Origin of the sequence: Acinetobacter sp. Z1, from assembly GCF_024296945.1 — a bacterium.
GTDB lineage: Bacteria > Pseudomonadota > Gammaproteobacteria > Pseudomonadales > Moraxellaceae > Acinetobacter > Acinetobacter beijerinckii.
Genome location: NZ_CP101115.1, coordinates 899,387 through 924,439, shown reverse-complemented (window position 1 = coordinate 924,439; position 25,053 = coordinate 899,387). Strand labels below are relative to the sequence as shown.

The 25,053-nt window shown below is 44.5% G+C and carries 5 protein-coding genes; 1 reads left to right on the top strand and 4 read right to left on the bottom strand.

Annotated features, from left to right (window positions below; all coding sequences use genetic code 11):
* Positions 1–63: 63 nt before the first annotated feature.
* From NGC85_RS04295 to NGC85_RS04280, 4 genes are all read right to left on the bottom strand, one after another.
* On the bottom strand, positions 64–19,815 hold the full coding sequence (locus NGC85_RS04295) for a BapA/Bap/LapF family large adhesin (RefSeq protein ID WP_254804948.1): 19,752 nt from the start codon (positions 19,813–19,815) through the stop codon (positions 64–66).
* Positions 19,816–20,212: 397 nt separating this feature from the next.
* Positions 20,213–21,712 (bottom strand): sodium:proton antiporter, encoded by a 1,500-nt coding sequence (locus tag NGC85_RS04290; protein ID WP_254804947.1) that lies wholly within the window; start codon positions 21,710–21,712, stop codon positions 20,213–20,215.
* Between the two features lie 243 nt (positions 21,713–21,955).
* The gene (locus NGC85_RS04285; RefSeq protein ID WP_254804946.1) at positions 21,956–22,855 is read right to left on the bottom strand and encodes a neutral zinc metallopeptidase; all 900 of its coding nucleotides are present in this window, start codon (positions 22,853–22,855) and stop codon (positions 21,956–21,958) included.
* Between the two features lie 38 nt (positions 22,856–22,893).
* The gene (locus NGC85_RS04280) at positions 22,894–23,817 is read right to left on the bottom strand and encodes a DUF808 domain-containing protein (RefSeq protein WP_005061853.1); all 924 of its coding nucleotides are present in this window, start codon (positions 23,815–23,817) and stop codon (positions 22,894–22,896) included.
* A 164-nt stretch (positions 23,818–23,981) separates the two neighbouring features.
* Between NGC85_RS04280 and trpS the strand changes: the two genes are divergently transcribed.
* The gene (gene trpS, locus NGC85_RS04275; RefSeq protein WP_005061849.1) at positions 23,982–24,995 is read left to right on the top strand and encodes a tryptophan--tRNA ligase; all 1,014 of its coding nucleotides are present in this window, start codon (positions 23,982–23,984) and stop codon (positions 24,993–24,995) included.
* Positions 24,996–25,053: the final 58 nt, after the last annotated feature.

The window sequence follows — 25,053 nt, the reverse complement described above, 5'->3', positions numbered from 1 at the left end:
TATTTTTGACTCATTCCTAAAATGAAAAAGAGAACCCGAAGGTTCTCTTTTTTGCATTATGACTTAGATAACGAAGAGTTGATTATTTGCAATCAATTCATTCAATGTGGTATCTACATCAATTGTGAGTAAATCAACACTATTGTATATTCCACCAGCACCATCTCGATCAATCGAGATGGTTGTAGTAGTACCATCAGAGCTTACACTTACAAATCCAGCTAAAGAAGCTGCACTTCCATCACCTGCATATCCAACCAAAAGATCAAATATATCGATAACATCAGCATTTGGATCTGTTGATGCGTCTCCTAGATCGAAACCATTCCAAGTGTCTTGACCATTACCACCTGCATCATCTGCATTGTCCAAGACAGTGAAGATCAAGGTATCTGCACCACCAGCACTACCATTAATCACATCATTTCCTGCTGTACTTGTAACGATATCGTCAGAAGCACTGAGATTGAAGTTTTGTCCTAGTGAGATACTAAGTGTTGAATTCACCTCTGTTCCATCAAATGAAATCAGTTTGTAGTCAACTACGTCTGTAGCAGATGAAACAACCATGTCACGTTGATAGTAGTATGAACCATCGCTGTATAAGAACAATGTACCTTGGGCTGTATCAATACCTTGACCAGCTGCAAGCTCATATAATCCAGAGACAGGATTTAATACATACAGTTGAGTACCGACTGTTACATCAGCAACACCACCTAGTAAATCACCTTCGAGAATATTGCCATTGATCCAATCAACTGTAGGACTTGAGGTCGTAAATTGATCGACATAAGTGATGTTCACATCAGCATTTGTACCAATCAACATTACTGCTCCACCAATAAGTGGGGTTTGTACTGTTGTTTGTACACGGTAATTACCAGGAATCAGCGACAGAGTTGATAAATCAATTGATGCGATCTCACCTATGGCAAGTACGATACCATTGTGGACATCTGTTGTGACATTCACCCAAGTTGCTGGTCCAGTTTGTCTTTGCAACGCTAGTGTTACATTGGCATTACCAAGACCTAATGCATTTGCTGTGAGGGTACCTGATTGATCCATACTATTTGTGATACTGAATGCAGTACTGGTAAAGGTTTGTGTTAAACCTAGAATACCCAGTGTGGTTCCACTTGCATTAAAGTAGTTGTTATCAACCACATTTTCCATATCAACTAAAGCAGCGGCAGTATCTGCATTTGCTTGTGGAGCAGGAATAACTGCATCAAGTGATGGATCGACTGGATCCCAAGTGAAGCTGACATCATTTGAACCAATTTGGATATGTAATGACGCTGTGCTATCCGCTAGACCATTTGTTGGATCCGACAAGGTATAAGTGAAGCTATCAACTTTACCAATATTTGCAGGATTAACATCTGGTTGATAACTGTAACTACCGTCAGAATTAATCGTTAAGGTACCATAATCACCAACTATCACTGTTGGTACACCGACTACGATCACTTCTGAGTTTGTATTACCCGGCTCAGCAGAGGCCACATTAGTCACTGTCGTTGTTGAGGTAATGAAATCATGATCATATGTTGCACCGTAAAGTGCAGAGTTATCATCTGAAATCACATTACCCGTAATTGCAGCACCTGTAATGATTGGCGCTTGAGTAATATCACCATGATTCAAGGTAATATCAGCAGTTACACTGCCTAATGCGGTCAGTAATGTATTACTTTCCATGAATAAGGTATATGTTCCTGCTGCCAAGTTTTTCACTTCAAACTCAACAGTTGATCCAAAGATACCTAAAATATCAAGTAATCCATTATTTGAATTATCTGCAATTACAGTGGTTGAACCATCTGGATTAGTCCGTGTGAGTACAACATGTAAGCCATCGAATAAAGTTCCCAACGAACCAAAGTTCACTGAAATAACTGCATCAGTTAAATTACCAGGATCTACAGTAAAGTTTGCAGAACCACTAGAGTTACCGATTACTAAACCACCGATACCTAATAACCAACTATAGCTAATCGCATTATCAATGTTTTCAACAGTGACAGGATAGTCATAGTCAATTGATGCAACATCGACGTTGTTGAATGCATCTAATGGAAGTGGATCATTAATCACTGCTGGTTGTGATGGATCAGCAGGATTCCATGTCATATCGATTGTATTACTATCTAAATGTACATAGAACGTTGCTTCAGAAGTATCACCACTTAATGGATCAAACAATGTATAGGTAAATTGATCAACTTGTCCTAGACCTGTCTGGTTGGCAGTCGGTGTATAAGTATAATCACCATTTGGATAGATCACCAAACTACCGTATGTGCCATTAATCGTAGTTCCTGCTAGATCAATTGCAATGCCGTTCACTTCACTAATAACGGTATTGGTTGTTGCTATATCAACATCACCATTTGTATTTGGATCAGAGATTAAGTTGCCATGTACAGCGACAACACCATAACCATCAATGATATGCGGGTTATAAACATCCATTGTTCCAGTTAAAGTACCACCTAGACCGATACCAATCAGTCCATCATATGCCATGAATGCACGGTATGAACCTTCGGTTAAGCCACCTATTTGTGCAGCAGGTGTCGAACCAAGTAAAGTCAAATCAATGAGGGATGCATTTGTTCCACCCGTAATTGACTCCCACTGACCAGTCGTTTGATTGAATTTTTGGACGACTAAGTTATAGTCACCCAAAGCGCCTGCACCAATTAATGTACTGAATGTAAAGGTCGCAACACCCTCTAGATTTTCCGCAACTGAGAACTCAATCGCATCTGTACCTAAGAGTTGGAAATCTAGTCCAGCTAATGAAACTAATAATGCATATGAGCTTGTACCTAGCGCAACATCATCATCAACAAGTAATGATAATGGATCAAGTTTAGCTTCTACCAAATTATCAGCCGCTTTGATCGTACCAAGATCAATGTAGAGAACTGCTTGAGCCATATCACCAGTTAAAGAGTCCGTAAGCACATAATTAAACTGCTCTACTTGACCAATACCTGCGCCATTTGGAAGCGGTGTATAAACGTAACTACCATCTTGATAGAAAGTAATTGAACCGTAATCTCCATTGATGGTTGTTCCACCAACGCCAATCGCGACACCATCTACACTTGATACATAAGTCGTTGGCGTTACGATATCAACTTCACCGCTGCCATTGACATCAGTAATCACGTTTCCTTCTGCATCGCCAAGTTCATATCCACCTACTTGCGTTAAATCAAATACGTCCATCGTACCAGACAAGGTGCCTAACACACTTGCACCTAGCAGACCATCAAAGGTCATGAAGGCACGGTACTGACCTTCTTCCAAGCCTTCTAAAACAGCCCCTGGAGCAGCGCCTATACCTAGAATACTAAGACTGATGAGTGATGCTTCACTGTCACCGTGTAAAGATTCCCATTGACCAGTCGTTGTATTGAATTTTTGAACGACTAGCAAGTAGTCAGACAACAAACTAGCATCGATTAATGAGCTATAAGTGAATGTTGCTGTACCTTCTTGATCAGCGCCAACATTGAAGTTAACGGCATTCGCACCAAGTTGTAGATTCAGCCCAGCCAAAGAAGTCAGAATTAAATAACTTGCACTTCCTAGAGCCTGATCATTAACGATTAGTAAAGGTTGCGGGCTAATTACTGCATTATCGAAGTTATCGAATGCAGCAAGTGGATTTGCATCAACTTCTAGTGTTCCTGTATCTGAACCAATATTACCTGCTGGATCAGTTGCAGTCACCGTAACGACGTAATTACCATCTGCCAATGTTGGCAAGGTGTTATCTGCTAATGTCCATGTACCATCACCATTGTTAGTCGCTGGATAATCCACACCATTGACATTGACAACAATAGTTGCTGTTGGATCATCTGTTGTTCCTGTTAATTCAGGTGTCGCATCCGTAGTCACTAAATCGTTAAATGCAACTGTTGGAGCTGTAACATCAATCGTTAAGTTACCTGTATCTGTACCGACGTTACCTGCTGCATCTGTTGCAGTGACTGTTACTGGATAAGTTGCTATCGCTAATAATGGCAAGATATTATCTGCCAATGTCCATGTACCATCGCCATTGTTGGTTGCTGGATAATCCACACCATCTACAGTCACCACGATGCTCGCTAATGGATCATCAATTGTTCCTGTAAGTGCTGGGGTTTGATCATTGGTGCTCAAGTCATTCAAGCTCACCACTGGTGCTGTGATATCCAAGGTATAGCTTTGGCTATCAGTCACACTACTGCTGTTGCCTGCTGCATCAGTGAAGGTCACTTCCGCATCAACCGTTAAGTCCGCATCATTGGCTAAATCACTGCCTGATACGTCTACACTCCATGTGCCTGCAACTGGATCAACTGTCGCAGTGTAGTCGTTGCCATTCACTGTAACCGTCACAACTGTGGTTGCTGCATCTACTGGAATGCCAGTCAATACGCCCGTTAAGGTCACTGTGCCTGAAGTCGATTCTGCTTCGTTAATCACATTGTCCGCAGTCACATCATCGATCGTAAACACACTGCCTGTTGCATCTGGTGGAGTCAGGTCAATCGTTAAGCTACCTGTATCTGTACCGACGTTACCTGCTGCATCTGTTGCAGTGACTGTGATTGGGTAACTCGCTTCTGGCAAGCTTGGCAATAGATTGTCTGCCAATGTCCATGTACCATCGCCATTGTTGGTCGCTGGATAATCCACGCCATCTACAGTCACCACGATGCTCGCTAATGGATCATCAATTGTTCCTGTAAGTGCTGGGGTTTGATCATTGGTACTCAGATCATTCAAGCTCACCACTGGTGCTGTGATATCCAAGGTATAGCTTTGGCTATCAGTCACACTGCTGCTGTTGCCTGCTGCATCAGTGAAGGTCACTTCCGCATCAACCGTTAAGTCCGCATCATTGGCTAAATCACTGCCTGATACGTCTACACTCCATGTGCCTGCAACTGGATCAACTGTCGCAGTGTAGTCGTTGCCATTCACTGTAACCGTCACAACTGTGGTTGCTGCATCTACTGGAATGCCAGTCAATACGCCCGTTAAGGTCACTGTGCCTGAAGTCGATTCTGTTTCGTTGATGACATTGTCCGCAGTCACATCATCGATCGTAAACACACTGCCTGTCGCATCTGGTGGAGTCAGGTCAATCGTTAAGCTACCTGTATCTGTACCAACGTTACCTGCTGCATCTGTGGCAGTGACTGTGATTGGGTAACTCGCTTCTGGCAAGCTTGGCAATACATTGTCCGCCAATGTCCATGTACCATCACCATTGTTGGTCGCTGGATAATCCACACCATCTACAGTCACCACGATGGTCGCTAATGGATCATCAATTGTTCCTGTAAGTGCTGGGGTTTGATCATTGGTACTCAGATCATTCAAGCTCACCACTGGTGCTGTGATATCCAAGGTATAGCTTTGGCTATCAGTCACACTGCTGCTGTTGCCTGCTGCATCAGTGAAGGTCACTTCCGCATCAACCGTTAAGTCCGCATCATTGGCTAAATCACTGCCTGATACGTCTACACTCCATGTGCCTGCAACTGGATCAACTGTCGCAGTGTAGTCGTTGCCATTCACTGTAACCGTCACAACTGTGGTTGCTGCATCTACTGGAATGCCAGTCAATACGCCCGTTAAGGTCACTGTGCCTGAAGTCGATTCTGTTTCGTTGATGACATTGTCCGCAGTCACATCATCGATCGTAAACACACTGCCTGTTGCATCTGGTGGAGTCAAATCAATCGTTAAGCTACCTGTATCTGTACCGACGTTACCTGCTGCATCTGTGGCAGTGACTGTGATTGGGTAACTCGCTTCTGGCAAGCTTGGCAATACATTGTCCGCCAATGTCCATGTACCATCGCCATTGTTGGTTGCTGGATAATCCACACCATCTACAGTCACCACGATGCTCGCTAATGGATCATCAATTGTTCCTGTAAGTGCTGGGGTTTGATCATTGGTGCTCAAGTCATTCAAGCTCACCACTGGTGCTGTGATATCCAAGGTATAGCTTTGGCTATCAGTCACACTACTGCTGTTGCCTGCTGCATCAGTGAAGGTCACTTCCGCATCAACCGTTAAGTCCGCATCATTGGCTAAATCACTGCCTGATACGTCTACACTCCATGTGCCTGCAACTGGATCAACTGTCGCAGTGTAGTCGTTGCCATTCACTGTAACCGTCACAACTGTGGTTGCTGCATCTACTGGAATGCCAGTCAATACGCCCGTTAAGGTCACTGTGCCTGAAGTCGATTCTGTTTCGTTGATGACATTGTCCGCAGTCACATCATCGATCGTAAACACACTGCCTGTTGCATCTGGTGGAGTCAGGTCAATCGTTAAGCTACCTGTATCTGTACCAACGTTACCTGCTGCATCTGTGGCAGTGACTGTGATTGGGTAACTCGCTTCTGGCAAGCTTGGCAATACATTGTCCGCCAATGTCCATGTACCATCACCATTGTTGGTCGCTGGATAATCCACACCATCTACAGTCACCACGATGGTCGCTAATGGATCATCAATTGTTCCTGTAAGTGCTGGGGTTTGATCATTGGTACTCAGATCATTCAAGCTCACCACTGGTGCTGTGATATCCAAGGTATAGCTTTGGCTATCAGTCACACTGCTGCTGTTGCCTGCTGCATCAGTGAAGGTCACTTCCGCATCAACCGTTAAGTCCGCATCATTGGCTAAATCACTGCCTGATACGTCTACACTCCATGTGCCTGCAACTGGATCAACTGTCGCAGTGTAGTCGTTGCCATTCACTGTAACCGTCACAACTGTGGTTGCTGCATCTACTGGAATGCCAGTCAATACGCCCGTTAAGGTCACTGTGCCTGAAGTCGATTCTGTTTCGTTGATGACATTGTCCGCAGTCACATCATCGATCGTAAACACACTGCCTGTTGCATCTGGTGGAGTCAAATCAATCGTTAAGCTACCTGTATCTGTACCGACGTTACCTGCTGCATCTGTGGCAGTGACTGTGATTGGGTAACTCGCTTCTGGCAAGCTTGGCAATACATTGTCCGCCAATGTCCATGTACCATCGCCATTGTTGGTTGCTGGATAATCCACACCATCTACAGTCACCACGATGCTCGCTAATGGATCATCAATTGTTCCTGTAAGTGCTGGGGTTTGATCATTGGTGCTCAAGTCATTCAAGCTCACCACTGGTGCTGTGATATCCAAGGTATAGCTTTGGCTATCAGTCACACTACTGCTGTTGCCTGCTGCATCAGTGAAGGTCACTTCCGCATCAACCGTTAAGTCCGCATCATTGGCTAAATCACTGCCTGATACGTCTACACTCCATGTGCCTGCAACTGGATCAACTGTCGCAGTGTAGTCGTTGCCATTCACTGTAACCGTCACAACTGTGGTTGCTGCATCTACTGGAATGCCAGTCAATACGCCCGTTAAGGTCACTGTGCCTGAAGTCGATTCTGTTTCGTTGATGACATTGTCCGCAGTCACATCATCGATCGTAAACACACTGCCTGTTGCATCTGGTGGAGTCAAATCAATCGTTAAGCTACCTGTATCTGTACCGACGTTACCTGCTGCATCTGTGGCAGTGACTGTGATTGGGTAACTCGCTTCTGGCAAGCTTGGCAATACATTGTCCGCCAATGTCCATGTACCATCGCCATTGTTGGTTGCTGGATAATCCACACCATCTACAGTCACCACGATGCTCGCTAATGGATCATCAATTGTTCCTGTAAGTGCTGGGGTTTGATCATTGGTGCTCAAGTCATTCAAGCTCACCACTGGTGCTGTGATATCCAAGGTATAGCTTTGGCTATCAGTCACACTACTGCTGTTGCCTGCTGCATCAGTGAAGGTCACTTCCGCATCAACCGTTAAGTCCGCATCATTGGCTAAATCACTGCCTGATACGTCTACACTCCATGTGCCTGCAACTGGATCAACTGTCGCAGTGTAGTCGTTGCCATTCACTGTAACCGTCACAACTGTGGTTGCTGCATCTACTGGAATGCCAGTCAATACGCCCGTTAAGGTCACTGTGCCTGAAGTCGATTCTGTTTCGTTGATGACATTGTCCGCAGTCACATCATCGATCGTAAACACACTGCCTGTCGCATCTGGTGGAGTCAGGTCAATCGTTAAGCTACCTGTATCTGTACCAACGTTACCTGCTGCATCTGTGGCAGTGACTGTGATTGGGTAACTCGCTTCTGGCAAGCTTGGCAATACATTGTCCGCCAATGTCCATGTACCATCGCCATTGTTGGTTGCTGGATAATCCACACCATCTACAGTCACCACGATGCTCGCTAATGGATCATCAATTGTTCCTGTAAGTGCTGGGGTTTGATCATTGGTGCTCAAGTCATTCAAGCTCACCACTGGTGCTGTGATATCCAAGGTATAGCTTTGGCTATCAGTCACACTACTGCTGTTGCCTGCTGCATCAGTGAAGGTCACTTCCGCATCAACCGTTAAGTCCGCATCATTGGCTAAATCACTGCCTGATACGTCTACACTCCATGTGCCTGCAACTGGATCAACTGTCGCAGTGTAGTCGTTGCCATTCACTGTAACCGTCACAACTGTGGTTGCTGCATCTACTGGAATGCCAGTCAATACGCCCGTTAAGGTCACTGTGCCTGAAGTCGATTCTGTTTCGTTGATGACATTGTCCGCAGTCACATCATCGATCGTAAACACACTGCCTGTCGCATCTGGTGGAGTCAGGTCAATCGTTAAGCTACCTGTATCTGTACCAACGTTACCTGCTGCATCTGTGGCAGTGACTGTGATTGGGTAACTCGCTTCTGGCAAGCTTGGCAATACATTGTCCGCCAATGTCCATGTACCATCGCCATTGTTGGTTGCTGGATAATCCACACCATCTACAGTCACCACGATGCTCGCTAATGGATCATCAATTGTTCCTGTAAGTGCTGGGGTTTGATCATTGGTGCTCAAGTCATTCAAGCTCACCACTGGTGCTGTGATATCCAAGGTATAGCTTTGGCTATCAGTCACACTACTGCTGTTGCCTGCTGCATCAGTGAAGGTCACTTCCGCATCAACCGTTAAGTCCGCATCATTGGCTAAATCACTGCCTGATACGTCTACACTCCATGTGCCTGCAACTGGATCAACTGTCGCAGTGTAGTCGTTGCCATTCACTGTAACCGTCACAACTGTGGTTGCTGCATCTACTGGAATGCCAGTCAATACGCCCGTTAAGGTCACTGTGCCTGAAGTCGATTCTGTTTCGTTGATGACATTGTCCGCAGTCACATCATCGATCGTAAACACACTGCCTGTTGCATCTGGTGGAGTCAAATCAATCGTTAAGCTACCTGTATCTGTACCGACGTTACCTGCCAAGTCTGTTGCCGTCACAATAACGGTATGTGGACCTTCTGCGAGTACTGGAAGGATATTGTCTGCCAATGTCCATGTACCATCACCATTGTTGGTCGCTGGATAATTCACACCATCTACATTCACTACAATCGTCGCATTCGGATCATTGATCGTTCCGCTTAGATCTGGTGTTTCATCATTCGTCACCTCATCATTGAAGGTTACGATTGGTGGTAAGCCATCACCATCTACAATTTCAGTCGCTGGTAATGATTCATTCCCTGCCGCATCCGTCGCTGTGGCTGTAACCGTATCTCCATCCACCAAGTTACCTGGATTTGCTACCGTCCATGCCCCTGTGCCTGGATCTGCAACCACTTGCACTGTGCTGCCATCTGGGAAGGTCACTGTCACCGTCGAACCAGGTTCTGCTGTTCCTGTGATTGGATCAACTGCATTGATTGGATCAATATCAGGTACATTCGGTGCAATGGTATCAATGGTCACTGTACCTGTATCTGTTCCAACATTACCTGCCAAGTCTGTTGCTGTCACAATAACGGTATGTGGACCTTCTGCGAGTGCTGGAAGGATATTGTCTGCCAATGTCCATGTACCATCACCATTGTTGGTTGCTGGATAATCTACGCCATCTACAGTCACTACAATCGTCGCATTCGGATCATTGATCGTTCCGCTTAGATCTGGTGTGTTGTCGTTGGTGAATTCATCATTCAATGCAACCACTGGTGGTAAGCCATCACCATCTACAATTTCAGTCGCTGGTAATGATTCATTCCCTGCCGCATCCGTCGCTGTGGCTGTAACCGTATCTCCATCCACCAAGTTACCTGGATTTGCTACCGTCCATGCCCCTGTGCCTGGATCTGCAACCACTTGCACTGTGCTGCCATCTGGGAAGGTCACTGTCACCGTCGAACCAGGTTCTGCTGTTCCTGTGATTGGATCAACTGCATTGATTGGATCAATATCAGGTACATTCGGTGCAATGGTATCAATGGTCACTGTACCTGTATCTGTTCCAACATTACCCGCCAAGTCTGTTGCTGTCACAATAACGGTATGTGGACCTTCTGCGAGTGCTGGAAGGATATTGTCTGCCAATGTCCATGTACCATCACCATTGTTGGTTGCTGGATAATCTACGCCATCTACAGTCACTACAATCGTCGCATTCGGATCATTGATCGTTCCGCTTAGATCTGGTGTGTTGTCGTTGGTGAATTCATCATTCAATGCAACCACTGGTGGTAAGCCATCACCATCTACAATTTCAGTCGCTGGTAATGATTCATTCCCTGCCGCATCCGTCGCTGTGGCTGTAACCGTATCTCCATCCAACAAGTTACCTGGATTTGCTACCGTCCATGCCCCTGTGCCTGGATCTGCAACCACTTGCACTGTGCTGCCATCTGGGAAGGTCACTGTCACTGTCGAACCAGGTTCTGCTGTTCCTGTGATTGGATCAACCGCATTGATTGGATCAATATCAGGTGCATTCGGTGCAATGGTATCAATGGTCACTGTACCTGTATCTGTGCCAACATTACCTGCCAAGTCTGTTGCCGTCACAATAACGGTATGCGGACCTTCTGCGAGTACTGGAAGGATATTGTCTGCCAATGTCCATGTACCATCACCATTGTTGGTCGCTGGATAATCTACGCCATCTACATTCACTACAATCGTCGCATTCGGATCATTGATCGTTCCGCTTAGATCTGGTGTGTTGTCATTGGTGAATTCATCATTTAATGCAACCACTGGTGGTAAGCCATCACCATCTACAATTTCAGTCGCTGGTAATGATTCATTCCCTGCTGCATCCGTCGCTGTGGCTGTAACCGTATCTCCATCCAACAAGTTACCTGGATTTGCTACCGTCCATGCCCCTGTGCCTGGATCTGCGACCACTTGCACTGTGCTGCCATCTGGGAAGGTCACTGTCACTGTCGAACCAGGTTCTGCTGTTCCTGTGATTGGATCAACTGCATTGATTGGATCAATCGCTGGTGCATTCGGTGCAACTGTATCAACGCTTAATGTACCTGTTGCAGTACCTACATTGCCTGCTGCATCTGTGGCGGTCACGGTAATGGTGTAGTCACCATCCGTTAACGCTGGAACCGTGTCGTCTGCCAATGTCCATGTACCATCACCATTGTTGGTCGCTGGGTAATCCACACCATCAATCGTCACCACAATGCTTGCGGTTGGATCATTCACTGTGCCAGTGAGTGCTGGTGTATTGTCATTGGTCAATGCATCATCCACCGTCACCATCGGTGCAGTAATGTCTGCGGACACAGTGCCTGTTGCTGGTAATGATTCATTTCCTGCTGGGTCAGTCGCTGTCGCTGTAACCGTATCTCCATCCAACAAGTTACCTGGATTTGCTACGGTCCATGCTCCTGTGGTTGGATCAGCAACTACTTGTGCAGTGCTGCCATCTGGGAAGGTCACTGTCACCGTCGAACCAGGTTCTGCTGTACCAGTGATTGGATCAACTGCATTGATTGGATCAATCATTGGTGCGTTTGGTGCAGTCGTATCAACACTTAATGTGCCTGTTGCGGTGCCCACATTGCCTGCTGCATCTGTGGCAGTCACGGTAATGGTGTAGTCGCCATCCGTTAATGCTGGAACGGTGTTGTCTGCCAAGCTCCAGGTACCATCACCGTTGTTGGTCGCTGGATAATCCACACCATCAATCGTCACTACAATGCTTGCAGTTGGATCATTCACTGTGCCAGTGAGTGCCGGTGTATTGTCATTGGTCAATGCATCATCTACCGTCACCATCGGTGCAGTGATGTCTGCGGACACAGTGCCTGTTGCTGGTAATGATTCATTTCCTGCTGGGTCAGTCGCTGTCGCTGTAACCGTATCTCCATCCAACAAGTTACCTGGATTTGCTACGGTCCATGCTCCTGTGGTTGGATCTGCGACCACTTGTGCACTGCTGCCATCTGGGAACATCACTGTAACCGTCGAACCAGGTTCTGCTGTTCCTGTGATTGGATCAACTGCATTGATTGGATCAATCGCTGGTGCATTCGGTGCAACTGTATCAACGCTTAATGTACCTGTTGCAGTACCTACATTGCCTGCTGCATCTGTGGCAGTCACGGTAATGGTGTAGTCGCCATCCGTTAATGCTGGAACGGTGTTGTCTGCCAATGTCCATGTACCATCGCCATTGTTGGTCGCTGGATAATCCACACCATCAATCGTCACTACAATGCTTGCAGTTGGATCATTCACTGTGCCAGTGAGTGCCGGTGTATTGTCATTGGTCAATGCATCATCTACCGTCACCATCGGTGCAGTGATGTCTGCGGACACAGTGCCTGTTGCTGGTAATGATTCATTTCCTGCTGGGTCAGTCGCTGTCGCTGTAACCGTATCTCCATCCAACAAGTTACCTGGATTTGCTACGGTCCATGCTCCTGTGGTTGGATCTGCGACCACTTGTGCACTGCTGCCATCTGGGAAGGTCACTGTCACCGTCGAACCAGGTTCTGCTGTACCAGTGATTGGATCAACTGCATTGATTGGATCAATCATTGGTGCGTTTGGTGCAGTCGTATCAACACTTAATGTGCCTGTTGCGGTGCCCACATTGCCTGCTGCATCTGTGGCAGTCACGGTAATGGTGTAGTCGCCATCCGTTAATGCTGGAACGGTGTTGTCTGCCAAGCTCCAGGTACCATCACCGTTGTTGGTCGCTGGGTAATCCACACCATCAATCGTCACTACAATGCTTGCAGTTGGATCATTCACTGTGCCAGTGAGTGCCGGTGTATTGTCATTGGTCAATGCATCATCTACCGTCACCATCGGTGCAGTGATGTCTGCGGACACAGTGCCTGTTGCTGGTAATGATTCATTTCCTGCTGGGTCAGTCGCTGTCGCTGTAACCGTATCTCCATCCAACAAGTTACCTGGATTTGCTACGGTCCATGCTCCTGTGGTTGGATCAGCAACTACTTGTGCAGTGCTGCCATCTGGGAAGGTCACTGTCACCGTCGAACCAGGTTCTGCTGTACCAGTGATTGGATCAACTGCATTGATTGGATCAATCATTGGTGCGTTTGGTGCAGTCGTATCAACACTTAATGTGCCTGTTGCGGTGCCCACATTGCCTGCTGCATCTGTGGCAGTCACGGTAATGGTGTAGTCGCCATCCGTTAATGCTGGAACGGTGTTGTCTGCCAAGCTCCAGGTACCATCACCGTTGTTGGTCGCTGGGTAATCCACACCATCAATCGTCACTACAATGCTTGCAGTTGGATCATTCACTGTGCCAGTGAGTGCCGGTGTATTGTCATTGGTCAATGCATCATCTACCGTCACCATCGGTGCAGTGATGTCTGCGGACACAGTGCCTGTTGCTGGTAATGATTCATTTCCTGCTGGGTCAGTCGCTGTCGCTGTAACCGTATCTCCATCCAACAAGTTACCTGGATTTGCTACGGTCCATGCTCCTGTGGTTGGATCAGCAACTACTTGTGCAGTGCTGCCATCTGGGAAGGTCACTGTCACCGTCGAACCAGGTTCTGCTGTACCAGTGATTGGATCAACTGCATTGATTGGATCAATCATTGGTGCGTTTGGTGCAGTCGTATCAACACTTAATGTGCCTGTTGCGGTGCCCACATTGCCTGCTGCATCTGTGGCAGTCACGGTAATGGTGTAGTCGCCATCCGTTAATGCTGGAACGGTGTTGTCTGCCAATGTCCATGTACCATCGCCATTGTTGGTCGCTGGATAATCCACACCATCAATCGTCACTACAATGCTTGCAGTTGGATCATTCACTGTGCCAGTGAGTGCCGGTGTATTGTCATTGGTCAATGCATCATCTACCGTCACCATCGGTGCAGTGATGTCTGCGGACACAGTGCCTGTTGCTGGTAATGATTCATTTCCTGCTGGGTCAGTCGCTGTCGCTGTAACCGTATCTCCATCCAACAAGTTACCTGGATTTGCTACGGTCCATGCTCCTGTGGTTGGATCTGCGACCACTTGTGCACTGCTGCCATCTGGGAAGGTCACTGTCACCGTCGAACCAGGTTCTGCTGTACCAGTGATTGGATCAACTGCATTGATTGGATCAATCATTGGTGCGTTTGGTGCAGTCGTATCAACACTTAATGTGCCTGTTGCGGTGCCCACATTGCCTGCTGCATCTGTGGCAGTCACGGTAATGGTGTAGTCGCCATCCGTTAATGCTGGAACGGTGTTGTCTGCCAAGCTCCAGGTACCATCACCGTTGTTGGTCGCTGGGTAATCCACACCATCAATCGTCACTACAATGCTTGCAGTTGGATCATTCACTGTGCCAGTGAGTGCCGGTGTATTGTCATTGGTCAATGCATCATCTACCGTCACCATCGGTGCAGTGATGTCTGCGGACACAGTGCCTGTTGCTGGTAATGATTCATTTCCTGCTGGGTCAGTCGCTGTCGCTGTAACCGTATCTCCATCCAACAAGTTACCTGGATTTGCTACGGTCCATGCTCCTGTGGTTGGATCAGCAACTACTTGTGCAGTGCTGCCATCTGGGAAGGTCACTGTCACCGTCGAACCAGGTTCTGCTGTACCAGTGATTGGATCAACTGCATTGATTGGATCAATCATTGGTGCGTTTGGTGCAGTCGTATCAACACTTAATGTGCCTGTTGCGGTGCCCACATTGCCTGCTGCATCTGTGGCAGTCACGGTAATGGTGTAGTCGCCATCCGTTAATGCTGGAACGGTGTTGTCTGCCAAGCTCCAGGTACCATCACCGTTGTTGGTCGCTGGGTAATCCACACCATCAATCGTCACTACAATGCTTGCAGTTGGATCATTCACTGTGCCAGTGAGTGCCGGTGTATTGTCATTGGTCAATGCATCATCTACCGTCACCATCGGTGCAGTGATGTCTGCGGACACAGTGCCTGTTGCTGGTAATGATTCATTTCCTGCTGGGTCAGTCGCTGTCGCTGTAACCGTATCTCCATCCAACAAGTTACCTGGATTTGCTACGGTCCATGCTCCTGTGGTTGGATCTGCGACCACTTGTGCAGTGCTGCCATCTGGGAAGGTCACTGTCACCGTCGAACCAGGTTCTGCTGTACCAGTGATTGGATCAACTGCATTGATTGGATCAATCATTGGTGCGTTTGGTGCAGTCGTATCAACACTTAATGTGCCTGTTGCGGTGCCCACATTGCCTGCTGCATCTGTGGCAGTCACGGTAATGGTGTAGTCGCCATCCGTTAATGCTGGAACGGTGTTGTCTGCCAAGCTCCAGGTACCATCACCGTTGTTGGTCGCTGGGTAATCCACACCATCAATCGTCACTACAATGCTTGCAGTTGGATCATTCACTGTGCCAGTGAGTGCCGGTGTATTGTCATTGGTCAATGCATCATCTACCGTCACCATCGGTGCAGTGATGTCTGCGGACACAGTGCCTGTTGCTGGTAATGATTCATTTCCTGCTGGGTCAGTCGCTGTCGCTGTAACCGTATCTCCATCCAACAAGTTACCTGGATTTGCTACGGTCCATGCTCCTGTGGTTGGATCAGCAACTACTTGTGCAGTGCTGCCATCTGGGAAGGTCACTGTCACCGTCGAACCAGGTTCTGCTGTACCAGTGATTGGATCAACTGCATTGATTGGATCAATCATTGGTGCGTTTGGTGCAGTCGTATCAACACTTAATGTGCCTGTTGCGGTGCCCACATTGCCTGCTGCATCTGTGGCAGTCACGGTAATGGTGTAGTCGCCATCCGTTAATGCTGGAACGGTGTTGTCTGCCAAGCTCCAGGTACCATCACCGTTGTTGGTCGCTGGGTAATCCACACCATCAATCGTCACTACAATGCTTGCAGTTGGATCATTCACTGTGCCAGTGAGTGCCGGTGTATTGTCATTGGTCAATGCATCATCTACCGTCACCATCGGTGCAGTGATGTCTGCGGACACAGTGCCTGTTGCTGGTAATGATTCATTTCCTGCTGGGTCAGTCGCTGTCGCTGTAACCGTATCTCCATCCAACAAGTTACCTGGATTTGCTACGGTCCATGCTCCTGTGGTTGGATCAGCAACTACTTGTGCAGTGCTGCCATCTGGGAAGGTCACTGTCACCGTCGAACCAGGTTCTGCTGTTCCCGTGATTGGATCTGTTGCATTGATCGGATCAATTTCTGGCGCATTTGGTGGGGTAACATCTACTGTATACACTTGGCTATCTGTTACCGTGCTGCTATTGCCTGCTGCATCTGTAAATTTCACATTTGCATCAATAGTCTTATCTGCATCTGCCAACAAGCCACTGCCTGGTACGCTGACACTCCATGTACCATTTGCAGTATTTACCGTTGCAATATAGCTCACACCATTCACAACTACTGTCACGACTGTAGTCGCAGCATCTGTTGGAATGTTCGTCAGTTTACCTGTAATCGTAACATTACCCGCTGCTTCCGCTGCATTTAAAACATTGTCAAGAGTTAATGGATCTATATCGAATAGGACATTGTTTGTGTTTGGCCCAACGGTATCTACGATCTCAGTTGCTGGTTGTGATGGGTTGCCTGCTGGGTCTGTCGCAACTGCAGTTACTTCATCACCATCTTCTAATCCTGGGTTATCTACTGTCCAACTACCATCTGGTCCTGCAACGACTTGTGCAGTGCTGCCATCTGGGAAGGTCACCGTCACTGTCGAACCAGGTTCTGCTGTTCCCGTGATTGGATCTGTTGCATTGATCGGATCAATTTCTGGCGCATTTGGTGGGGTAACATCTACTGTATACACTTGGCTATCTGTTACCGTGCTGCTATTGCCTGCTGCATCTGTAAATTTCACACTTGCATCAATAGTCTTATCTGCATCTGCCAACAAGCCACTGCCTGGTACGCTGACACTCCATGTACCATTTGCAGTATTTACCGTTGCAATATAGCTCACACCATTCACAACTACTGTCACGACTGTTGTTGCTGCATCAGCTGGAACGTTGGTTAGCTTACCTGTAATCGTGACATTACCCGCTGCTTCCGCTGCGTTTAAAACATTGTCAAGAGTTAATGGATCTATATCGAATAGGACATTGTTTGTGTTTGGCCCAACGGTATCTACGATCTCAGTTGCTGGTTGTGATGGGTTGCCTGCTGGGTCTGTCGCAACTGCAGTTACTTCATCACCATCTTCTAATCCTGGGTTATCTACTGTCCAACTACCATCGGGTCCTGCAACGACTTGTGCAGTGCTGCCATCTGGGAAGGTCACCGTCACTGTCGAACCAGGTTCTGCTGTTCCCGTGATTGGATCTGTTGCATTGATCGGATCAATTTCTGGCGCATTTGGTGGGGTAACATCTACTGTATACACTTGGCTATCTGTTACCGTGCTGCTATTGCCTGCTGCATCTGTAAATTTCACACTTGCATCAATAGTCTTATCTGCATCTGCCAACAAGCCACTGCCTGGTACGCTGACACTCCATGTACCATTTGCAGTATTTACCGTTGCAATATAGCTCACACCATTTACAACTACAGTCACGACTGTTGTTGCTGCATCAGCTGGAACGTTGGTTAGCTTACCTGTAATCGTGACATTACCCGCTGCTTCCGCTGCATTTAAAACATTGTCAAGAGTTAATGGATCTATATCGAATAGGACATTGTTTGTGTTTGGCCCAACGGTATCTACGATCTCAGTTGCTGGTTGTGATGGGTTGCCTGCTGGGTCTGTCGCAACTGCAGTTACTTCATCACCATCTTCTAATCCTGGGTTATCTACTGTCCAACTACCATCTGGTCCTGCAACGACTTGTGCAGTGCTGCCATCTGGGAAGGTCACCGTCACTGTCGAACCAGGTTCTGCTGTTCCCGTGATTGGATCTGTTGCATTGATCGGATCAATTTCTGGCGCATTTGGTGGGGTAACATCTACTGTATACACTTGGCTATCTGTTACCGTGCTGCTATTGCCTGCTGCATCTGTAAATTTCACACTTGCATCAATAGTCTTATCTGCATCTGCCAACAAGCCACTGCCTGGTACGCTGACACTCCATGTACCATTTGCAGTATTTACCGTTGCAATATAGCTCACACCATTCACAACTACTGTCACGACTGTTGTTGCTGCATCAGCTGGAACGTTGGTTAGCTTACCTGTAATCGTGACATTACCCGCTGCTTCCGCTGCGTTTAAAACATTGTCAAGAGTTAATGGATCTATATCGAATAGGACATTGTTTGTGTTTGGCCCAACGGTATCTACGATCTCAGTTGCTGGTTGTGATGGGTTGCCTGCTGGGTCTGTCGCAACTGCAGTTACTTCATCACCATCTTCTAATCCTGGGTTATCTACTGTCCAACTACCATCGGGTCCTGCAACGACTTGTGCAGTGCTGCCATCTGGGAAGGTCACCGTCACTGTCGAACCAGGTTCTGCTGTTCCCGTGATTGGATCTGTTGCATTGATCGGATCAATTTCTGGCGCATTTGGTGGGGTAACATCTACTGTATACACTTGGCTATCTGTTACCGTGCTGCTATTGCCTGCTGCATCTGTAAATTTCACACTTGCATCAATAGTCTTATCTGCATCTGCCAACAAGCCACTGCCTGGTACGCTGACACTCCATGTACCATTTGCAGTATTTACCGTTGCAATATAGCTCACACCATTTACAACTACAGTCACGACTGTTGTTGCTGCATCAGCTGGAACGTTGGTTAGCTTACCTGTAATCGTGACATTACCCGCTGCTTCCGCTGCGTTTAAAACATTGTCAAGAGTTAATGGATCTATATCGAATAGGACATTATCGGTATTAGGAGGTGTTGTATCCGTATTATTGTTATTGTTGTTGCTGCCCCCACCGCTCGCTGCTGCAATAATACCTCCTGCTACCAAAGGTATCGCCCATAACCAAGGACTCATACCAGCATCGTGATACAAAAGAGGTTCAACTGATTGAATTGGTTGAAATACCACATCTGAAACTGGAGCTTGCGCCACTTCAGGTACTGCTGCAGGTGTTTCCTCTAAATATACAGCCCCTTCATTATCGGAATCACTGTCTGCATCTGCGTCACTATCTGCATCTGCATCATTTTCTGAATCTTTGAATCTAGCCCAAATTAATTGACCATTTTCACCCTGAAAGACAAGACTATTATCTAAATTGGCTCCTTGGCTGAAGAAATTTTGTATAACAATCATTTCTCCATTTTTTAATAAAACAACAGCATTATTGCCATCCTTTTTGACTGCTGAAATATCACTCACTGGAACCTTTACTAAAACTACAGAGGGTTCAGAAGATAATGTCGCAGTTTTTCCCGTCGTATTTTCAAGGGTTTTATGACTTTCCTTGGAAATTATTTGTATCTCAGACATGGTTATATTCCTCATTATAAATTATTAATTTTCAACTACTTTCTGTTTGCATTATTAACGTAAGTTTAAGTTATTGTTTCTAGTGATATAGTTCACAACATTACTTTAAATCAAATACACAAAATGTTAAATAGTTCACACAACCGATATAAAAATAGTTACAATGAAACAATTTAATCAAAATGACATAAATAATTGATTTATATTAATTACTTTAATAAATAAATTTTAATTCCATTATAAAAGTTACATTTATTAATAAATATACTGTGAATTTATAATTAGTTCCTAAAAGGTATTTAAATAACTTTAAAATATTATTTAATAAATCTTAATCACCTTTAAAAAGAAAAACCTTCTTTAAAGAAGGTTTTTATCAAATAAACAAAATATAATGCTAAAAATTATCAGGATTTTCTAAACGTCTTACTTCTTCACGTCTATTTGGATTATGTACAGTTGCCACACCATCATCTGACTTCTCATCTAATAAAATTTCGGGGTTATAAATAGTGATTATTTCTTTACCTGCACTATCTTCACCAACAATATACTTGAATCCTCTTCTATTCATTTTATTACATAATCGTTGATATAGCCCTTTTATTCCCTCCTTTTCCTCGCTTGGATTGTAGTAGAAAGCATTCATCACTGCAGGTAAACCCAAGCCGCAAACCACCCCAGACAATAAAACACTGATAAAGGTGTATCCAATTAAAATACTGCTATACGCACTAAGAGCCGGAACATTCGCTACAGCAAGAATTAATGCTAAAGAGATACCTCCGCGAACGCCACCCCAAGAAAGTATGGCTAAACTACCGTTATAGCTTTTATTTTTAAAAGAGGGAAATAATGCGAAAGCTGCAAAATTTGCGGCAAATCTAGAGAAATGGAGAATAAAGAAGGCAATAATTCCACCAATAATTAAATTTGCACTTAAATCCAAAATAAAGAGCTCTAGACCAATCAGCGTAAATAGGAATGAATTGATAATTCCCTCTACTGTATGCCAAAAATGATTCACCTCGCGTATTTCACGCTGCTCTCTTATTTCTTGCCATTTATTCCCAACGATTAAGCCACCGATCACACAAGCGATCGGTGCAGATGCATGTGCAAATAATGCGACTAAATAAGAACCACTGGCCAATAAAGCTGTGGTTAATATAAGTGACTCCATTTCATGCTTACCACGCAGCAGTCTTAAAATACCTAGACCAAACGCAAAACCAATAATAACTGCTACAATAATTTCATAAAGTAATGTCTCGATCGTAGCGATCAGAGAAAAATGCTCACCCTGCAATACTTTGAGCAAGGTCATGAATAATGCAATACACATTGCATCATTAAAGAGAGACTCACCTTCAAGCTTTACGATTAAATGATGCGGTGCTCGAATAGAGCTTAATACTCCTTTAACCCCAATTGGATCCGTAGCTCCTAAAGCTGCACCAAGTAATAATAAAACAGGTAAAGGTACTGGGTAACCAACCACCCATTGGAAAATATACAGTAACCCTGCATAAAAAACGGCGCAGAGTACTAAAGCAATACTTGCCAAAATACTAATGGGCTTCCAGTAACTTTTTAAATCAGAAATTTTAAATTTAAGCGCTGATGAAGTTAAAATAAAACAAATAACACCATTAATTAGAAAATCGTAAAAATCAATATTCCGAACCTCTGATTCAATATTATGAATATTGATCGTTATAAACTCATTTCCATTTAATAGGCTCGCTCCCCATTGCAGAATAAAAACGAATATTGCCGATACAATCGGTACTCCTATCGCTTGGGGAAAACCCAATATTCGTTTATTAAAAATAGTGGTTGCTATGGAAAGTGCAAAAACAGCCGTTAATGCTTGTAAAAGAAAGAAATTACCCATAACACCTCTTTAATATTTCTATTACACAGCCAACAACCTACCTAGACACAAAGCTGATCAAAATAAATTAATGACGGTTTTAGGAAACTTAAATAGATCAAACACCCATCCAATATTAATTATCGCATAAGGCCGATTTTCAGGATAAGCATTTGATCTAAAATCAATATTTGTAAATAATATCTTACTTAACTCTGCTTTTGTTATTCGTATAGCTTAGGTAGTCAATCACTTATTAGATGATCAAATGCCTTTAAACGTATTACATTGATTGATGTCACCAGACCTCAATCCTAATTGGAACCACTGCATACGCTGTTCACTTGTACCATGAGTAAAACTATCAGGTACAACTTGTCCGGTCGATCTACGCTGTAAATAGTCATCACCAATTTTTTCGGCTGCATCCATCGCTTCTTCAATATCACCCTGCTCTAAAAACTGAGTACGCTTTTGATTCTGATGTGCCCAAATTCCTGCAAAACAGTCTGCCTGAAGCTCTAAACGTACGGAAAGCTGATTACCTTCAGCTTGGCTAGCTTGTGAACGTGCCTGTTGAACCTGTCCAGAAATTCCTAATAAATTTTGAATATGATGACCAACTTCATGAGCAATCACATAAGCTTGTGCAAAATCTCCAGCCTGATCTTGACGAGAAAGTTCAGTTTGATTTTGCTCTCCAGAAATACCCATTTGCTGGCGCATATCTTTAAAGAAAGCAGTATCGATATATACTTTTTGATCTGCTGGACAGTAAAAAGGTCCCATCGCCGCTTGAGCATTACCACAACCCGATCGAACAACACCATTAAATAAAACTAATTTGGGTGGCTTATACGTCATTCCTAATTGTTGAAAAATAGGTACCCATGTATCTTCGGTATCGGCGAGTACAGTTCCCACAAATTCACTTGCCTCTTTCTGATCAGCAGTTAAATTCTGTGGGGCTGCTGCTTCTTGAGAAGATTGAGAGTTCGTCACAGCCTGAGTTGCTTGATAAGCTTGTTGAGGATCAACACCAAAAAACTTCCATGCAACAAAAGCCACGATTAATCCTAATATACTAATTCCACCTGCTTTTGCCCCGCCACCACCACGACGGTCTTCAACATTGGTACTGACTCTACGACCTTTCCAACGCATAACGATCTCTCTCTATTATGATGTTGTGGGCTTCAATGCTAAGCAGAAGCTTTAGTCCAAACTTTTTTTATTATTCCAACCAAAATTAATACAATCGCACCAGCAATAAAACCAATACCTAAATTAATCAAAGTTGGTGTTAAAGCACCAACAATCGAACCGATGCTTGGTATGAGTTCTAAATGATCTACCGTTTCTTCTGTGAAATGATGCAATAAAGGAATAGTATGTGAAATAATTCCACCACCGACTAAAAACATAGCAATTGTTCCAACAATCGATAATGTTTTCATTAATATTGGTGCAAAAGCCAGTAATCCTCGACCGATCTTGTTTTTAAAGTCTGATGCTTGTTGTGTTAAATATAAGCCTAAATCATCAATTTTAACAATCATTGCAACAAAACCATAAACACCAATGGTCATCGCAATTGCAATCACGCTCAGTACAGAAACTTTCGTCATAAATGCTGCTGTCGCAACAGTACCAAGTGAAATCACCACAATTTCGGCAGATAAAATAAAGTCTGTTCGAATCGCACCTTTAATTTTATCTTTTTCAAATTTTTCTAAATCTAATTCTGCTTGTTTAAGATTCTCATTTGCCTCTTCGGCAGTTTTAGCTTTTTTATGATGCAGCATGTGCACAACTTTTTCGACACCTTCGTAACAGAGAAATAATCCACCAATCATAAGCAATGGATTAATTAGCCAAGGCGCAACAACACTAATTAACAAAGCTAAAGGTACTAATATTAACTTATTGACGAATGATCCTTTTGCAACACTCCATACCACAGGCAATTCACGGTCAGATCGTACACCGCTCACTTGTTGCGCATTCAGAGCAAGGTCATCACCCAATACACCCGCAGTTTTTTTTGCTGCCATTTTACTCATTACAGCAACATCATCTAAAATCGTTGCAATATCATCAAGTAATAATAATAAACCACTCGCCATTTTTATTTCCTAGTTTGTATTTATCTCGCTATTGTAGAATTACTCAATAAATTCACAACATTATTTTAAGAAAAAGTTGAAGCAATCGCTGACGAAAAATTTTTATTTACCGTACAATAACGCCAATCTTATATTTATCAAATAACTGAATCTTGGAACATATCATGAGTAATGTTGATCAACGTCCAATTATTTTGACAGGCGATCGTCCGACAGGACAACTTCATCTTGGGCATTTCGTCGGTTCATTACGTTCTCGTGTAGGTCTACAAGATAGTCATCATCAGCATCTACTCTTAGCTGATGCACAAGCAATGACTGATAATGCTGATAACCCAGATAAAGTTCGCAACAATATTCTTCAAGTTGCTCTAGATTACTTGGCTGTGGGTATTGATCCAAGCAAAACAACAATTTGTGTACAGTCTTGCTTACCTGCACTCAATGAACTCACCATGATTTATCTAAACTACGTGACAGTTGCGCGCTTGGAACGTAATCCAACAGTAAAAGCAGAAATTCAATTACGTAATTTTGAGCGCGATATTCCGGCAGGTTTCTTGTGCTATCCAATTGCTCAAGCAGCAGATATTACTGCCTTTAAGGCAACTGTGGTTCCTGTAGGTGAAGATCAATTACCTATGATTGAGCAAACCAACGAAGTTGTACGTCGTATCAATCGTCAAATTGGTCATGATCTATTACCAGAATGCAAAGCATTATTATCGAATATGGCACGTTTGCCCGGTTTTGATGGTAAAGCAAAAATGTCTAAATCTTTAGGCAATACCATTGTATTAAATGCAACGGATAAAGATATTAAAAAAGCCGTCAATGCAATGTATACCGACCCAAACCATTTACGTATTGAAGACCCAGGTCAGGTTGAAGGCAATATTGTATTCACTTATCTCGATGCTTTTGATCCGAATAAAGAAGAAGTTGAAGAGTTAAAAGCACATTATCGTCGCGGTGGTCTTGGCGATGGTATGGTGAAAAAACGTCTAGAAGGCATTTTACAAGAGCTTATCGCACCTATTCGTGAACGTCGTGCTGAGTTGGAAAAAGATCCTGATTACATCATGGATATTTTAAAACATGGTACAGAAAAATGTCGTGACATTACCCAACAGACTTTAGATGAAGTAAAAGCTGGAATCGGATTATTTAAATTCTAATTTACGTTACTTTTACAATAAAAAGCCCATTTTTTGGGCTTTTTTTATTAACTATTTG